The following is a 16,916-nucleotide window of genomic DNA, read 5'->3' on the forward strand; positions in this document are numbered from 1 at the left end:
TAAAGTCAGATTAATTTTTAATGAAGTTTACAGATTCTGTTCTTTGTGAAGTAATAAGAACAAGTCTATATAATCCCACGGGCAGACTCTCTGAAAGTCTAATTTGAGATTCTAATCCTTGAACACTCACTGCCTTAATAAACTGCCCATGAGCAGAATATATTTGATACATCGCATGGTCTAACTCTGCTGCAGGATAATCTGCTCTTACTTGTAACAAACGTCCTTGAATAACAGGATTTTCTAAAACAGTAAGTGAGAATGTATTTCCTAAACTCACACTAGATATACAAGTCTGTAAAACCTCACCAGCATCTGTAGTCATTCTTACATAGTAAGTTGCTGTAGGATCTAGAAGATCAGAAGCGTTATCACCTTCAGAAAAGAACTGTTCTGTACTTACTAGTCTACCGTTCTTAAACCATTCATAAGAAACGAAGTTATAACCTCCATTGTTATCAAAGTTATTATTAACTACTAGAGTGTTATTATACTTCTGCTCTACGATTTCATCAAACTCAAATCTTCTTTCTACTGTGATGATATAAGATCTAGTATTGCGACCATTATCTGCAGTAACCGTTACTTCTTGAGTATAGATACCTGGACGTGGCGTTGCAATACTAAAGGTTGCACCTGGAGTAAATGTTGCTCCATCAGAATTTGATAAATTCACCTCAACAGAATCTGTACCTGTACCACAATCTATAAGATAATAAACCTCACTAGCTGGGTTATTAGTAATATTACCATCTATAGATATTGAATCTAAATCTGCATTATCACCTAGATAAACCTCTAGTACTTGTTGCACTGCAGTTGCAGGTAAGTAATTTGAATTACCAGCCTGACTTGCAGATATAAGAACCTCACCTTCGGCAAGTAAGTTTACAAATCCAGTATTGCTTACCGTTGCAGCAGCTGTTGCACCTGTAAAACTGAAATTGTATTCTACTGGTAAACCTGATGTACTACTAGCCATAAGCTGGAAGTCTGGATCTACATTTAATCTTCTACGTATGAGAGAATCAAAAGTAATGGTCTGTGGTGCTCTATCTATAACCATAGTAGCGGTAAGAACTACAGAATTACAACTAGATGTTGCAGATGTAACTGTTGCTGTTACTGTATAAGTACCAGCATCTACCTGATCATTATTAGTATAAACTACCGTTGCTGTTGCTGGTATATTTTCCACTGCTATAGAATGAGTAGTACCGTCATAAGTAAAACTAGCATCGTTAAAAGTTGCTCCTAAAACATCGCTAGGTGTAATATTTACAATAAATGACGTCTCGTCGGTGCAACTACCGCTCGCATCTTCTGCATATACAAATATGGTTTGTGTCGCATCGATCACTGTACCTGGATTCATTAGTGTACCATTTCCACCAGGGAACGTGTAGTAATCACCAACACTTAATACTGGTAAAATATATTTCTCACAAATTGTGACATCAGCAATAGGGCTTAATACTGGCGACTCATTAATGGTTAATAAGAAGCTCGTTTCGGCACTACAACCTGTTGCAGCATCTACATCATAAGCATATAATGTAACTGGATATACTGCAAAGTCTAGGTAATTTAATACATCCGCTTCCGCGAAAGCGATACCATTACCACCACTTTGAGTATAGTACATTTGAGAACCAGTTAAGAAATCTCCAGAGATGTTAGGCAAGGTATATGTATCACAAACCGTTACATCAGAAATAGCATCCATAGCTCTAAGTTCTACCACCACCAGTTGATCTTGAGAACTTACATTTCCATTACCATCATCATAACTCCAATTTACTAAAGTAGAAGATGTTAAAGGGAATATCACTGTATTAGTAGCTGTAATAGTTCCTGCACAATTATCTGTAGAAGTAGGCGCTGTTAATGCAGTCACTTCACAGTTAAAATTAAGTGTAGGAAGAGCAGCTACATCTGCAACCGGTGCAGTAACGTCATCTATAACTACATTTTGTGTTTGTGTAGATGTGTTACCGTTTCCGTCATCATAAGTCCAAGTTACTACTGTTGTAGTTCCTTCTCCTGTGATTGGGAATACAGCATCGTTAGAAACAAGCACTGTTGCGTTTGCACAGTTGTCTGTTGCTGTTGGTGCAACTAGACTAGTTACTTCACATTCTGCAATTACATCTGCAAGTGTAGCAACATCTGCAACTGGCGCAGTAAGGTCATCTATAATTACATTTTGTGTTTGTGTAGATGTGTTACCATTACCGTCATCATACGTCCAAGTTACTACTGTTGTAGTTCCTTCTCCACTGATTGGGAATATAGCGTCGTTAGAAACAACAACTGTTGCGTTTGCACAGTTGTCTGTTGCTGTTGGAGCTACTAAAGTAGTTACTTCACATTCTGCAATTACATCTGTAAGTGTAGCGAGATTTGCAACTGGTGCAGTAAGGTCATCTATAATTACATTTTGGGTTTGTGTAGATGTGTTACCGTTTCCGTCATCATACGTCCAAGTTACTACTGTTGTAGTTCCTTCTCCTGTGATTGGGAATATTGCGTCGTTAGAAACAAGCACTGTTGCGTTTGCACAGTTGTCTGTTGCTGTTGGTGCAACTAGGCTAGTTACTTCACATTCTGCAATTACATCTGCAAGTGTAGCTAAATCTGCTACTGGAGCAGTAACATCATCTATGATTACATTTTGTGTTTGTGTAGATGTGTTACCGTTTCCATCATCATAAGTCCAAGTTACTACTGTTGTAGTTCCTTCTCCTGTGATTGGGAATATCGCGTCGTTAGAAACAAGCACTGTTGCGTTTGCACAGTTGTCAGTTGCTGTTGGTGCAACTAGACTAGTCACTTCACATTCTGCAATCACATCTGTAAGAATAGTAGCATCTGCAACTGGAGCAGTAAGGTCATCTATAACTACATTTTGCGTTTGTGTAGATGTGTTTCCATTACCGTCGTCATACGTCCAAGTTACTACTGTTGTAGTTCCTTCTCCTGTGATTGGGAATATCGCGTCGTTAGAAACAGTTACTGCTGCGTTTGCACAGTTGTCTGTTGCTGTTGGTGCAACTAGGCTAGTTACTTCACATTCTGCAGTTACATCTGTAAGAATAGTAGCATTTGCAACTGGCGCAGTAACATCATCTATTATTACATTTTGGGTTTGTGTAGATGTGTTTCCATTACCGTCGTCATAAGTCCAAGTTACTACTGTTGTAGTTCCTTCTCCTGTGATTGGGAATATCGCATCGTTAGAAACAACAACTGTTGCGTTTGCACAGTTATCAGTTGCTGTTGGTGCAGCTAGACTAGTTACTTCACATTCTGCAGTTACATCTGTAAGTGTAGCGACATCTGCTACTGGTGCAGTAACATCATCTATGATTACATTTTGTGTTTGTGTAGATGCGTTACCGTTACCGTCATCATAAGTCCAAGTTACTATTGTTGTAGTTCCTTCTCCTGTGATTGGGAATATCGCATCGTTAGAAACAAGCACTGTTGCGTTTGCACAGTTGTCTGTTGCTGTTGGTGCAACTAGACTAGTCACTTCACATTCTGCAATCACATCTGTAAGTGTAGCGACATCTGCAACTGGCGCAGTAACGTCATCTATAATTACATTTTGTGTTTGTGTAGATGTGTTACCATTACCGTCATCATACGTCCAAGTTACTACTGTTGTAGTTCCTTCTCCACTGATTGGGAATATAGCGTCGTTAGTTACTGTTGCGTTTGCACAGTTGTCTGTTGCTGTTGGTGCAACTAGGCTAGTTACTTCACATTCTGCAACTACATCTGTAAGTGTAGCGACATCTGCTATTGGAGCAGTAACGTCATCTATTATTACATTTTGTGTTTGTGTAGACGTGTTACCGTTTCCGTCATCATACGTCCAAGATACTATTGTTGTAGTTCCTTCTCCTGTGATTGGGAATATCGCATCGTTAGTTACCGTTACTACAGCACTACAATCATCTGTCGCAGTAGGTGCTACTAGAGTAGTCACTTCACATTCTGCAACAACATCTGCAAGAACAGTTGTGTCTGGTGTAGGCGCTACATTATCTTCGATGGTGAAACTTACCGTTGTTGATTGCGGGCAATCACCGTTAGTTGTATAAGTAACTATATAAGTACCTCTCATAGAAGTATCTAGATCTACACTTCCTGTTGCCGCATTAATAACTAACCCTGCTGTAGAAGTAAAAGTACCTCCAGCAAGTCCTGTTATAGTAGGCGTAGGATTTATAGCACTAGGACAATAAACCGTAGTGTTATAATTAAATGACGCATCATCTAACGGTAAGATAGTTACTGTAAAAGTCTCTTGATCTGTACAGTTTCCTGATACATCTTCTGCATAAACGAATAAAGTTTGCGTCGCATCGATCACCGTACCTGCATTTAACAAGCTACCGTTACCACCTGGGAAAGAATAATAAGAACCTACACTTAATACAGGTAATACATACTCATCACAAGCCGTCACGTCCATAATCGGATTTATAACTGGTGTTTCTGTAATAGTCAACTGGAAACTAGTTTGTGCACTACAACCTGACATATCAGTATCATAAGCATATATAGTCACCGGATAACTTGCAAAATCAGAGAAGTTTATAGTATCCGCTTCCGCGAAAGCGATACCATTACCATCACTTTGCGTATAATATAATTGAGAACCAGTTAAATAGTCACCGGTTATAGTGGCTAGGGTAAATGAATCACAAACTGTAACGTTTGCAATAGCATCTATAGCTCTTTGCTCGATAATTACTAATTGGTCTTGAGAGCTCACGTTACCGTTACCGTCATCAAACTGCCAAGAAACTACCGTAGTTGATGTAATCGGGAAAGTAGCTGTACCAGTTACCACTCCAACACAATTATCTGTTGCTGTAGGTGCAGTTAAACTAGCTACCTCACAATTAAAAACTAAATCAGGTAGTGAAGCAGCGTCTGCCACAGGTAACGTTACATCATCTAAAATCACATTTTGTGTTTGTGTAGATGTATTTCCATTACCGTCATCATAGGTCCAAGTTACTACCGTTGTACCTTGAACTGTAATAGGCAAAGTCACGTTATTAGTAACCGTTACTATACCTGCACAGTTATCTGTTGCAGTAGGTGCAACTAGACTTGTTATTTCACATTGAGCAGTTACATCCATTAGAGTTGTTGCGTCTGCTACTGGAGCAGTTACGTCATCTATAATTACATTTTGTGTTTGAGTAGATGTATTACCGTTACCGTCATCATAAGTCCAAGTTACTACAGTTGTAGTTCCTTCTCCTGAGATAGGTAATGTTGCATCGTTAGTTACCGTTACTGTTGTAGCACAATTATCTGTTGCAGTTGGAGCAGTTAAACTTGTTACTTCACACTCTGCAGTTATGTCCGTTAGAGTTGTTGCGTCTGCTACTGGAGCAGTCACGTCATCTATAATTACGTTTTGTGTTTGTGTAGATGTATTACCGTTTCCGTCATCATAAGTCCAAGTTACTACTGTTGTAGTTCCTTCTCCTGAGATAGGTAAAGTAGCATCATTAGTTACCGTTACTGTAGTTGCACAATCGTCAGTTGCTGTTGGTGCAATTAGACTTGTTACCTCACACTCTGCAGTTACATCGGTTAGCGTTGCAACATCTGCTACTGGAGCAGTAGTATCTGCTACTATTACCACATCAAAACTACAAGAAGCTGTGTTACCTGAACGGTCTGTTATAGTAAATGAATTTGTAGTGGTACCAACTGGAAATGTACTACCAGAAGCTAAACCTGCTGTCTGATTTATAGAGAATGACTCTACTTCTATCAGGTATCTAACAAGAGTTTGTGCTTGTATATCATTCCATCTTCCACTAGTTGTAAAACCTGTATAATCCTCTTCGTTAGCATTATTAGGTTCAAATGTATTCCAATTTGTATACGTAGAAGTTGAACCGTTTTGCCAAACAAAAGTACCTTCTGAGTTTACATCATTGAAACCAAATAATATCTCACCTCCTAAACTACTTACCTGGTTGTATAAAAAGTCATTTTCTTCAAGATTATTTATAGTAACCAAGTTATATCCATTTGTTGCAGCTGCTGCAAAAGCATCTACAGAAGAAACTGGAGTGTTTGAGATATAATATGCTTTACCATTTAGGTTACCAAGACTTGTAAAGTCTGCACCTATTTCTCTCGCTTGTAAACTACAGTTATCTGTTACCGTAGGTAGTACATAGTTTACTACGGCGCTGTCTGAACATGTAATTAAAACATCACTAGGACAAGTAACCACTGGAGCAGTAACGTCATCTATAATCACATTTTGGGTTTGCGTAGACGTATTTCCATTACCATCATCATAAGTCCAGGTCACTACTGTAGTTCCTTGAGTTGAGATAGGTAAAGTTGCGTCGTTAGTTACCGTTACTGTAGCTGTACAATTATCTGTTGCTGTTGGAGCGGTTAAACTAGTCACTTCACATTCTGCAGTTACATCTGTTAGAGCTGTTGCGTCTGCTACTGGAGCTTCACTATCTGTTACCACTACATCAAAGCTACAAGTAGAAGTATTACCGCCAGCATCTGTAACACTAAATGTATTAGTTGTAGTTCCTACAGGGAATGTACTCCCTGAAGCTAGACCTGCTGTTTGTACTATTATCGTTTGCCCTGTTGAATTAAAAGCAAAATTCAATAAAGCTTCGTAGTATCCTGAACCTGGGGTTGACCAAGAGGGGAAAGAAGTCCCTCCAAATTGGCCTGAAGATACCCAAGCAATTTCTCCACCAGCAATATCATTAATCCCCCATTCTGCGCCACCATTAGCTAATCCAGGCAGAACAACGATTACTGAAGGTAGTAAACCGTTAATATTATCTTGGTCACCATTTGGAGCGGTGATAGTCATTCCTGTAATGTTTGCAAAACCGGTCGTAAGATTATTCGGCCCTAGTAAGGTGCCATTTGAACTAGATATATCATTTCCCAAAGTACCACCTAAGAATGAAATCATTTCATTGTCAATGGGGCTAACGACAACATCATAACCCGTTACAAATACATTACCTCCATTAGCTACAAAAGCGTTTAGATTTGTGAACGTTGCTGCATTATGCGTTTCTCCAAAACCACTAGCGCCAGAGGCATGCCAGTAAATAAGGTCATAGTTCGTAAGCGTACCTTGTAAGGTTGTGTTATTCCCAGATGTATAATCATTATAAACAGAAGTAACATTATAGCCTTCCGCTACTAATGTGGCAGGAATCTCAACTGCATCACCATTATCAGACACAAATAAAATATTTGTAGAAGCTCCACCTGTAGTACAATTATCAGTCGCAGTAGGAGTTGTAAACGTAACAATTGCACCACAATCTCCTGTATCATTTACCTGAGTAATATTACTAGGACAGGTAATCACCGGAGCAGTTACATCATCTATAATTACATTTTGAGTTTGGGTAGATGTATTTCCGTTTCCATCATCATAAGTCCAGGTTACTACTGTAGTTCCTTGATTTGAGATAGGTAAAGTTGCGTCGTTTGTTACCGTTACTATACTTGCACAATTATCTGTTGCTGTTGGTGCTGTAAGAGTAGCTACTTGACATTCTGAAGTTACATCTGTTAGAGTTGTTGCGTCTGCTACAGGAGCTACATTATCAGAAATAGATAATGATACATTAGATGTATTTATACATGATCCATTAGTTGTGTACGTTATCGTATAAGTTCCTTGTGTAGAAGAACTCAAATCTACAACACCAGTATTTGTATTTATATTTAATCCTGTAGTTGAAGTAAATGTTCCACCTGACAGCCCTGAAATATTAGGAGTTGGATCTGGATCACTAGGACAATAACTAGAAGAACTGTAACTAAAAGTTGCATCATCTAATGCATTAATTAAAACTTGAATTTCTGAACGAACACTTTCACAATCACTAGCATCTGCTTGAGAAACCCAGTAACTTGTTGTACCAACACTGGCAGTGGAAGGAGTAGGAGCTGTAATGCTAGGAAAACCTCCTGTTTGAGTAGTATACCATTTTAATCTAGTTCCAGTATCAGACAAAACCCCAGTTAAAGGAGAAGCTGATTCTCCCATACAATAAGTAACGTTATTTGTGGTGGGGCCTGAGCCAGGCATTGAAGAAATAGGCGAGAGTACATTTAATTGTACACTATAAGTAACGCTAGAGATAGAAGCTCCTAAGCCAGCATAATACTGATTTACCCTAACGGTTTGAAATGGAATATAGGAATCTAAATTATAAACCATACTACTAGGAGTAGATGAAGCTCCTAAAACTTGACCACTAGCTATCGGAGTTCCATCAACTAAAACATCAAATTTTGATCTAGCACTGCCACTTGCTGTGTTAAATACATTATTATTCACCGCAACAGTTAAGGAGGAAGAGTTTTGACATTCAGATATATCATTAAAATCAAAAAAGAAATTAGAATTTACTCTATCAGTAATAGTTGAACCATAATTATGTGTAAAAGTTGTCGTTAAACTACTCTGCACATCACCAGTTAAAGAATCAAAACCATTTACTCCACAACCTCCTGCAGGAGTAGCGTCTGTCCATGTTCCTAAAGATAAGTCTGGTGGATTGGGTAAAGATGGACTCGTATTGAATTGGATCAAATTCTCTCCATTAAAAATGATAGCATCATCACCATCGTCTGCAACAAGTTCCCATCTATTATTTGTAATACTCCATGAAATCTGAAGTTCGCAAAAGCCCAAAGGACAAGATTGAATATCTGCTGGTGGTAAAGGTGTCGTTTGATATATATTTCTTCCCGTAGCGTCTGTTCCTACATTATTAAATATAAAGTCTTGATCTCCAAATACAACATCACACCCATTAAGAGTTATCTGTCCATAAGTTAATGAGCCAGTAAGAAATATCAAACCGACCCATAAGGTTTTATAAAAATTTCTCATGACTAACTTCTTGAAGGGAAAATTCCTTGTAAACAAATGATGTAATGCATACCTAAAGAAGGTTGTTTGATACTGACTGACTGACCACCACCAGTGTATCCTATCATACCTGCATGCATTGGAGTAGATGTTCCAGTTCCATATTCGTTATCAAAAACACCTGAATTTGCAGGATAAGCTCCTGAAGGAACATTAGTAGTTCCTACTTCTGACACACCATTTACCGCATGATTATGTGATGGTAAATTTGCCGTTGTTAAGGTCACAGTTTCAGCTCCTGATCTTTGTCCCCATTGGACAGGAGATAATCCTGGACCAGTTCCAACTCCTTCTGGTACTCTACCACGTAAATCTGGTAATCCAAAAGTAGTACGACCATCACCACCATAAGTGGTTCCTATTATACTAAATAAAGCTGAATTTTGAGCAATAGGTAATAATTGACCTTGACAAAGCGCCCATCCTCTAGGAGCGAAATTCCCAGCAAACATTTTCACTTCGCCTATAAAGTCATCTTGTGCACTCACATTATAAATGCTTCCTAAAAGCATGAATAATAAAATAAAAGTAGTTTTTTTCATAATAGTAATTTCAGGTTATATTTTTAAGGTTTTGAGACGCTAAAAATACACTTGAAAAATGCCTGCTATGACCTGTTATCAGGGCGATGACTTAAAATTACGTACTTACACCCATAACCTAATGGGTATAAATACCCAAATACAGCTGAAATCACATAAATTAGGATGTCATTCGTCTAAAAGATTAGACCAACTCAGTTCTTAAAACTTGAATTAAATCATCTAATTCTAGTAAATGATGAGAATAATTGAGAGAAAGAGTCCGTTCAATGAATTATCTATAACAAAAAAAGCTTCTTCTTAATTCACGATGAATTAAAAAGAAGCTTAGTACTAATATATATTAGTCTTACTATATTTTACATTTGTTCAGGAACTTCTATTCCCATGAGGTGACAAGCGCTTTTCACAACCGCTGCTGTCTTATAACATAATAACAAACGGAATTGCTTCAAGTCTGCATTATTTTCTTCTACTATTTTAGGTACGTTTTGATAGAAAGAATTGAATTCTTTTACTAACTCGTACACATAGTTTGCAATTAATGCTGGACTGTATTTATCTGCCGCAGTTTGTATCATGGTAGGATATTGCTGCAATGACATTATCACTGCGGTATCCTTATCTGTCAACTCTAAATTTGTGGCAGTCATTAATTTATTAGAATCAAATCCTGTTTTCTTTAATATCGACTGAATACGAGCATGTGTATATTGAATAAAAGGACCGGTATTCCCTTGAAAATCTACCGATTCTGCTGGATCAAACATCATGTTTTTCTTAGGGTCTACTTTCAGCATAAAGTATTTTAAAGCCCCTAAGCCTATCATATTATACAGACGTTCTTTCTCATCTTCAGAAAGACCTTCTAATTTTCCTTGTTCTTGTGCAATGGTTTTTGCAGTTGAGGTCATTTCTTCCATCAACTCGTCAGCATCTACCACCGTTCCTTCACGAGATTTCATTTTACCAGAAGGAAGTTCTACCATACCATAACTCAGGTGGTATAAGTTCTCTGCCCAGTCAAAACCTAGTTTCTTAAGTATTAAGAAAAGTACTTTAAAGTGATAATCTTGTTCATTACCTACGGTATAAACCATAGAATTAATGTTGTGATCTTTTACTCTCTGTATAGCTGTTCCTATATCTTGAGTCATGTAAACTGCAGTTCCATCACTACGTAAAACAATTTTTCTGTCTAAACCATCTTCTGTAAGATCTATCCATACAGAACCATCAGGATCTTTTTCAAAAACACCTTTATCAAGACCTTCTTGTACGACATCCTTACCTAATAAATACGTATTACTTTCGTAATACAAACTATCAAAGTTTACTCCTAGATTTCTATACGTAGTTTCAAAACCGTCATAAACCCAGCTGTTCATCTTTTCCCATAGTGCAACTACCTCAGCATCGCCTTGCTCCCATTTTTGAAGCATTTCTTGAGCTGCTAGAATAGACGGAGCTTCTTTCTTTGCTTCTTCTTCGGTTTTACCTTGAGCAATAAGAGTTGCTATTTCCTTTTTATATTCCTGATCAAATTTCACATAGTAGTTACCTACTAATTTATCTCCTTTTAAACCTGTAGATTCTGGAGTCTCGCCATCTCCATATTGCTCCCATGCTAGCATAGATTTACAAATATGAATTCCACGATCGTTTATAATTTGTGTTTTGTTTACTGTGCGTCCAGTCGCCTCAATAATATTTGCTACAGAAAAACCTAATAAGTTATTTCTAACATGTCCTAAGTGAAGCGGTTTATTTGTGTTAGGAGAACTATATTCTACCATAACACCAGGTTGGGTAGTATCTTGATTTTTTACACCATAATTTGCATCACTAAGTATTCGGTTAAAGTCTTTTAAGAATGCTGTTGCAGCAACTGTTATGTTTAAAAAACCTTTAATGACTTCTATATCGGTAACTAAATCAGTATTCTCTATTAGATACTCTCCTATTTGTTGACCTATCGCCGCTGGATTACCTTTAATATGACGTAACATAGGAAATACCATGATGGTAAAGTCTCCGTTTTGATCCTTTCGCGTAAGCGTAATTTCTACATTATCTAATTCTATAGAAAAAATAGATTTTACAGCTTCTTTTGATGCGTTCTCCAGTTGTTGAAAAAGTGTCATAATAAAAATTTAAGCCCGCAAAGATAAGGATTATGAAAGGCTTAGGGAATTACTACTACTAAGAAAGTAACTTTACGATATGCTACATAATGTCTCTTACAATAATCCTAAAATTGAACGCACTATTTCTAGCGAGGTAGGTGCTATTCTCACTTTAAAAGAAAGGTGGAAATTAAAAGGATCTGGTTCTCCTAAGCTTTTTATAACCGCATGCAGCATACAGATTCACAACCTATTAGTACTGGATAACAACATTAATTCTTGCAACATGGAGTTGAGGAAAAACGGTGTGATATTAAGATTTAGATCTTTACTAGAAACCTATGCCCTGCCTATTCCCTATTATAAACTGGTTATTTATAAAGGAAAAGCCCAAGAGTATAGCATACATAGAGATAACTACTTTATTAAAGTAAAGGCAGATCATAAGAAGATTCATAAGTTTTTTGAAAAGCTAGCTCAATTAAAATCTGACCAAGGTTTTGAATACATAGATGATTTATAATCGGCGTCTTTATAAGAGAAAAATGTAACGTATTGGATGAAGGAGACACTAACTCTTTAAATAATAAATTTCAATCACATGATTCTCAGTTTAAAGAATGTTTCTAAAACATATAGTAATGGTGTAAAAGCGCTAGATAATGTAACGATAGATATCAACGCTGGTATGTTCGGTTTACTAGGTCCTAATGGTGCTGGTAAATCTTCCTTAATGAGAACTATTGCTACTTTACAGTCTCCTGACTCTGGTAGTATACATCTAGACGGATTAGATATTTTAAATAACAAGATTGAATTTAGAAAAAACTTAGGTTATCTACCACAAGAATTTGGTGTGTATCCTAAAATGAGTGCACATGATTTATTGCATTATTTTGCTAGTTTAAAAGGAATTACCAATAAATCTGAACGTAGAGCCATAGTAGAAAAAGCTCTTGAGGTGACTAATCTTACTGATGTCCAAGACAAACATGTAGCTGGTTATTCTGGTGGTATGAAACAGCGTTTTGGTATCGCTCAATTATTATTAAATAACCCAAAACTTATTATAGTAGATGAACCTACTGCTGGACTAGACCCTGCAGAGCGTCATCGCTTTTTAAATGTTCTTAGAGAAATAGGGACTAACCACATTGTTATATTTTCTACGCACATTGTAGACGACGTAAAAGAATTATGTACCGACATGGCTATTCTTAACGGCGGTAAAATACTTGCACAAAGCACTCCTAAACAAATGGTTGCAAGCCTACAGGATAAAGTATGGACTACCACGGTAAATCGTGAGGCTATAGAAAAAATGCAAAAAGATTATAATGTTATTTCTTCTAGTTATAATGAAGACAACATGCTTAATGTGCGTGTTTATGGAGATGTTAGCCCTGGTGCAGCTTTCGCGAAAGCGAATCCAACACTAGAAGACGTTTACTTTACCACACTAAGTAGTGACAAGTTTACTACCCAACCAGAAATAGTTTAATTATGTTCTCTACCATATTTATTCACGAGATAAAAACGTGGTTTAAGAAACCGCTTTTTTATGTATTTGCTGCAATCTTTTTGATTTTAGGTATGCTAGTGATGGCAATACCTGCAGGCTTTTTTGACGGTGATAATGCAACAACCACGAGCAATTCATTTATAAACAGTCCATTTGAGATTTTAAAATCTATTTCTATAATTTCCATTTTCTGTTATTTGATGATTCCCACATTTGTAGGGAGCACCATTTACAGAGATTTCAAGAATAACATGCACAACGTGCTTTATTCTTATCCCATAAAAAAATGGGAATACTTACTGGCTAAATATTGTGCTGGTATTTCTATCTACTTAATCCTTATTTTTCTAGTAGTCGTGGGGTTAATGATAGGTGGTTATCTACCTGGAACAAATCCAGAACTTCTCGGTCCTTTTAAACTATGGAATTATGTACAACCATTTCTCATAGTTGTAGTTCCTAACGTGATTTTTTATAGTGCTATAGTATTTGCCATTATCGTTTTTACTCGCAATATGAATGTGGGTTTCATGTCTATTCTTACTCTGATTATTGCGCAATTAATAGTGACCTCTTATGTAGATCAGGTAGAAGATCCATTCTGGCTCGCTCTTGCAGACCCACTAGGAATTGTGGCTACTGGCCAGACTACAAAATACTGGACACCTATAGAACAGAGTTTCCGTATGTTACCATTTGAAGATATGATTCTATGGAATAGAGTCCTATGGGCTGGTATTTCTATACTTATTCTAGGTCTCGTTATTGCAAGATTTAATTTTGCTCAAAATGCAGCGACTTTATTTAAATCTAAAAAATCTAAAAAAGTAACTAAAGAAAACACTAGCGGGATAAGCAAAATAATCTTGCCTACTGTCTCTACAGATTTTTCTTTAAAAGGCCAGCTTTCTACTTTATGGCTTCTTATTAAAAGCGATACTAAATACATCATTTATGGATGGCCATTTATCATTATTGCTTTTCTCGCCATAGTATTAACTTTTGTAATGATGTTTAATAGTGGTCTTATTTTCAGCACGCCATTATTGCCTAAAACGTGGGTTATGCTAGGTATTCCATCTACGTATGTGCTGTTATTTTCCTTTTTATTGATCTTCTTGTATTCAGGATTTTTAATAGATCGTTCTAACTCTGCTCACATTAAACAAATAGTAGATGTGACACCTACTAAGAGCTGGTTATTTCTAGTTTCTAATATTGGTGCACTAGTCCTCATGCTAGCAGTTTTACAAGTTATTCTTATAATTTGTGGAGTAGCTACACAATCACTTTTATCCTTCCATGACTACCAGATAGACCTATATTTGTTTCAGGCATTCTTCCTTAATATCTGGAAATACATCCCATGGATTTTAATGTCTCTGTTAGTACATACACTAATCAAAAACAAATGGTTAGGACTCGCTGTATTAGTAATTCTAGGGGTGGCTATACCTACAGTAACCGGAGCCATAGGAATAGACCAAGCTATTTTTGACTTTAATTCTGTAGGAGAACCCAGCCCATCAGACTTTAACGGTTATGGAGATGCGCTCGCGCCATATTATACCTATCGAGTGTATTGGATTCTATTCGGCATCGTGTTACTTTGTGTTGCTTTATTATTCTACAGACGTGGTATGAGCACAGATGTTGCTGGTCGTATCGCTTTCGCGAAAGCGAGATTATCAAAATCAATTATAACCATTGCATCCATTTCTTTATTAGGTTTTATAGGTTTAGGTGGTTACATATGGAAAATAAACAACTATGACAATGAGCGTCTAACCGGTAAAGAACAAGAAGAACGTCGTGTGAATTATGAAAAAGATTTAGGACAATATTTAAACATTGCACAACCTAGACTGGTTGCTGTAAATACGTTTATGGATATCTTTCCTGAGACAAAGGATTTTAAAGCTGGTGCTACCTATACATTGATTAATCAGACTATGGTTGCGATAGACACTCTTCATGTAAATGTAACAGATTATCCTGTAGAATTTACACTAGACAGAGCTACTGAAGTGGTCTATGATAACGAAGATTATCAATATAGAATGTATCAATTTAATGAAGCATTGCAACCTGGTGACACGCTTATCATGAAATTTACCATGCATAATGAGGAGAATAGATTTATGGACAATAAATCTCCTATTGCTAGTAATGGTACTTTTTTAAATAACAGCATGTATCCATCTATAGGTTATAATGATGCATATGAATTGCGCAATGTAAAATTAAGAGAAAAGTATGACTTACCTCCTAAGGATAGGTTACCTGCAGCTACTAGTCCTGGTGCAACCGATAATAATTATATAGGTGGTAATAGTGACTGGATAGATTTTGAAGCTACAGTAAGTACCTCTCCAGATCAGATAGCCATCGCACCTGGGTATTTAATTAAAGAATGGGAAGAAAATGGACAGAAGTATTTTCATTATAAAATGGATTCTAAGATGCTTAATTTCTATTCGTTTTTGAGCGGTAGATATGAAGTGGTTAAAGAAGTTCACAATGGAGTGAATCTAGAAATATACCACCATCCAGATCACACCTATAACCTAGATCGTATGATGAAGGGTTTAAAAGAAGGACTGGATTATTACAATGAGAATTTTACGCCTTACCAGCACAGACAGGCACGCATTATTGAATTCCCTAAGGGATATGGAAGTTTTGCACAGGCGTTTGCAAATACAATTCCTTTTAGTGAAGGTGTAGGTTTTATAGCCGATGTTGATGATACCGATAAGGATGCTGTAGATTATCCACTAGCAATTACAGCGCATGAACTGGCACACCAGTGGTGGGCACACCAGGTAATAGGTGCAAATGCAAAAGGTGCGACTCTTCTTTCTGAAAGTATGTCTGAGTACAGCTCTCTTAAAGTACTAGAGAAGGTCTATGGTAAAAATCAAATGCGCAAATTTCTTAAAGATGCACTAGATGGTTATCTGTCTGGTCGTACTGGAGAGTCTATTAAAGAAAACCCATTGATGTATAATGAGAACCAACAATACATACATTATCAAAAAGGATCTCTAGTATTATATGCTATGAGCGATTACATAGGAGAAAAGAAATTTAATGGAGTCATTAAAAGATTTGCCGAAAAGCATCAATTTAAAAGCGCCCCTTACCCTACTGCTATAGAATTTGTAGAAGACATAAAATTAGTTACTCCAGATTCATTACAGTATGTAATAAAGGATATGTTTGAGACCATTACTCTTTATGATAATGAAATAACAGATGCAACCTACACAAAGATCAATGAAGATGAATATCTGGTGAACATAAAGAGTCTGGTAAGCAAATACAGGTCTGATAAAAGAGGTGATAAATCTTATGCATCAGTTGCCGGAGATAGTCTTAACTTTACTCCAAAAGGTAAAAAGAAAGCCATTTCTTCACTACCGCTTGCCGACTATATAGAAATAGGAATCTTTGGAGAAGAAAATGAAGAAACCGGTGAAGAAGAAGTGCTGTTCTTAAAGAAACTAAAATTTACTGATATTGAGAATAATCAATCTATACTCGTTACTAAGAAACCTGTAGAAGTAGGTATCGACCCTTACAACAAACTAATAGATAGAGGTACTAATGATAACCGTAAAAAAGTAACCGAATCTGACAGCAAGAAAAAAGAAGAGTAAAATACTTTTATAATAGTCTTAAAACGCCATCTTCACCAGATGGCGTTTTTTGTTTTAACAAACTATTGGTCGAGGTACCTA

7 protein-coding genes are annotated in these 16,916 nt (G+C 36.8%); 3 read left to right on the forward strand and 4 right to left on the reverse strand.

Going from position 1 to position 16,916, the window contains the following annotated elements; all coding sequences use genetic code 11:
• Positions 1-10: 10 nt before the first annotated feature.
• The 3 genes from ACJJVN_RS02165 to argS all read right to left on the reverse strand — a co-directional run bounded on the left by ACJJVN_RS02165 (position 11) and on the right by argS (position 11,669).
• A complete protein-coding gene (locus tag ACJJVN_RS02165; protein WP_405377001.1) occupies positions 11-8,944 on the reverse strand; it encodes an HYR domain-containing protein in 8,934 nt (2,977 codons plus the stop codon).
• Positions 8,945-8,946: 2 nt separating this feature from the next.
• Positions 8,947-9,525: a phage tail protein gene (locus ACJJVN_RS02170; protein ID WP_245890685.1), complete on the reverse strand. Its 579-nt coding sequence runs from the start codon at positions 9,523-9,525 to the stop codon at positions 8,947-8,949.
• 359 nt (positions 9,526-9,884) lie between these two features.
• Positions 9,885-11,669 (reverse strand): arginine--tRNA ligase, encoded by a 1,785-nt coding sequence (gene argS / locus ACJJVN_RS02175; RefSeq protein WP_405377002.1) that lies wholly within the window; start codon positions 11,667-11,669, stop codon positions 9,885-9,887.
• A gap of 79 nt (positions 11,670-11,748) precedes the next feature.
• Between argS and ACJJVN_RS02180 the strand changes: the two genes are divergently transcribed.
• Both ACJJVN_RS02180 and ACJJVN_RS02185 read left to right on the forward strand, forming a co-directional pair.
• Positions 11,749-12,174: a hypothetical protein gene (locus tag ACJJVN_RS02180; protein WP_104515628.1), complete on the forward strand. Its 426-nt coding sequence runs from the start codon at positions 11,749-11,751 to the stop codon at positions 12,172-12,174.
• A 78-nt stretch (positions 12,175-12,252) separates the two neighbouring features.
• Positions 12,253-13,152: an ABC transporter ATP-binding protein gene (locus ACJJVN_RS02185; RefSeq protein WP_405377003.1), complete on the forward strand. Its 900-nt coding sequence runs from the start codon at positions 12,253-12,255 to the stop codon at positions 13,150-13,152.
• Positions 13,153-13,210: 58 nt separating this feature from the next.
• Here the strand turns inward: ACJJVN_RS02185 and ACJJVN_RS02190 are convergent, their stop codons facing one another.
• Positions 13,211-13,360, reverse strand: a complete 150-nt coding sequence (locus tag ACJJVN_RS02190; RefSeq protein WP_405377004.1) for a hypothetical protein — start codon at positions 13,358-13,360, stop codon at positions 13,211-13,213.
• A 13-nt stretch (positions 13,361-13,373) separates the two neighbouring features.
• Here ACJJVN_RS02190 and ACJJVN_RS02195 point away from each other — a divergent pair, with 13 nt between their 5' ends.
• Positions 13,374-16,835 (forward strand): ABC transporter permease/M1 family aminopeptidase, encoded by a 3,462-nt coding sequence (locus ACJJVN_RS02195; RefSeq protein WP_405377005.1) that lies wholly within the window; start codon positions 13,374-13,376, stop codon positions 16,833-16,835.
• Positions 16,836-16,916: the final 81 nt, after the last annotated feature.

The sequence above is a fragment of the Nonlabens sp. Asnod3-A02 genome, assembly GCF_045063755.1.
GTDB lineage: Bacteria > Bacteroidota > Bacteroidia > Flavobacteriales > Flavobacteriaceae > Nonlabens > Nonlabens xylanidelens.

Coding starts and splice junctions, on each gene's coding strand:
- ACJJVN_RS02165 (WP_405377001.1), bottom strand. CDS start 8,944: ATGAGAAATTTTTATAAAACCTTATGGGTCGGTTTGATATTTCTTACT.
- ACJJVN_RS02170 (WP_245890685.1), bottom strand. CDS start 9,525: ATGAAAAAAACTACTTTTATTTTATTATTCATGCTTTTAGGAAGCATT.
- argS (WP_405377002.1), bottom strand. CDS start 11,669: ATGACACTTTTTCAACAACTGGAGAACGCATCAAAAGAAGCTGTAAAA.
- ACJJVN_RS02180 (WP_104515628.1), top strand. CDS start 11,749: ATGCTACATAATGTCTCTTACAATAATCCTAAAATTGAACGCACTATT.
- ACJJVN_RS02185 (WP_405377003.1), top strand. CDS start 12,253: ATGATTCTCAGTTTAAAGAATGTTTCTAAAACATATAGTAATGGTGTA.
- ACJJVN_RS02190 (WP_405377004.1), bottom strand. CDS start 13,360: ATGGAAATTATAGAAATAGATTTTAAAATCTCAAATGGACTGTTTATA.
- ACJJVN_RS02195 (WP_405377005.1), top strand. CDS start 13,374: ATGATTCCCACATTTGTAGGGAGCACCATTTACAGAGATTTCAAGAAT.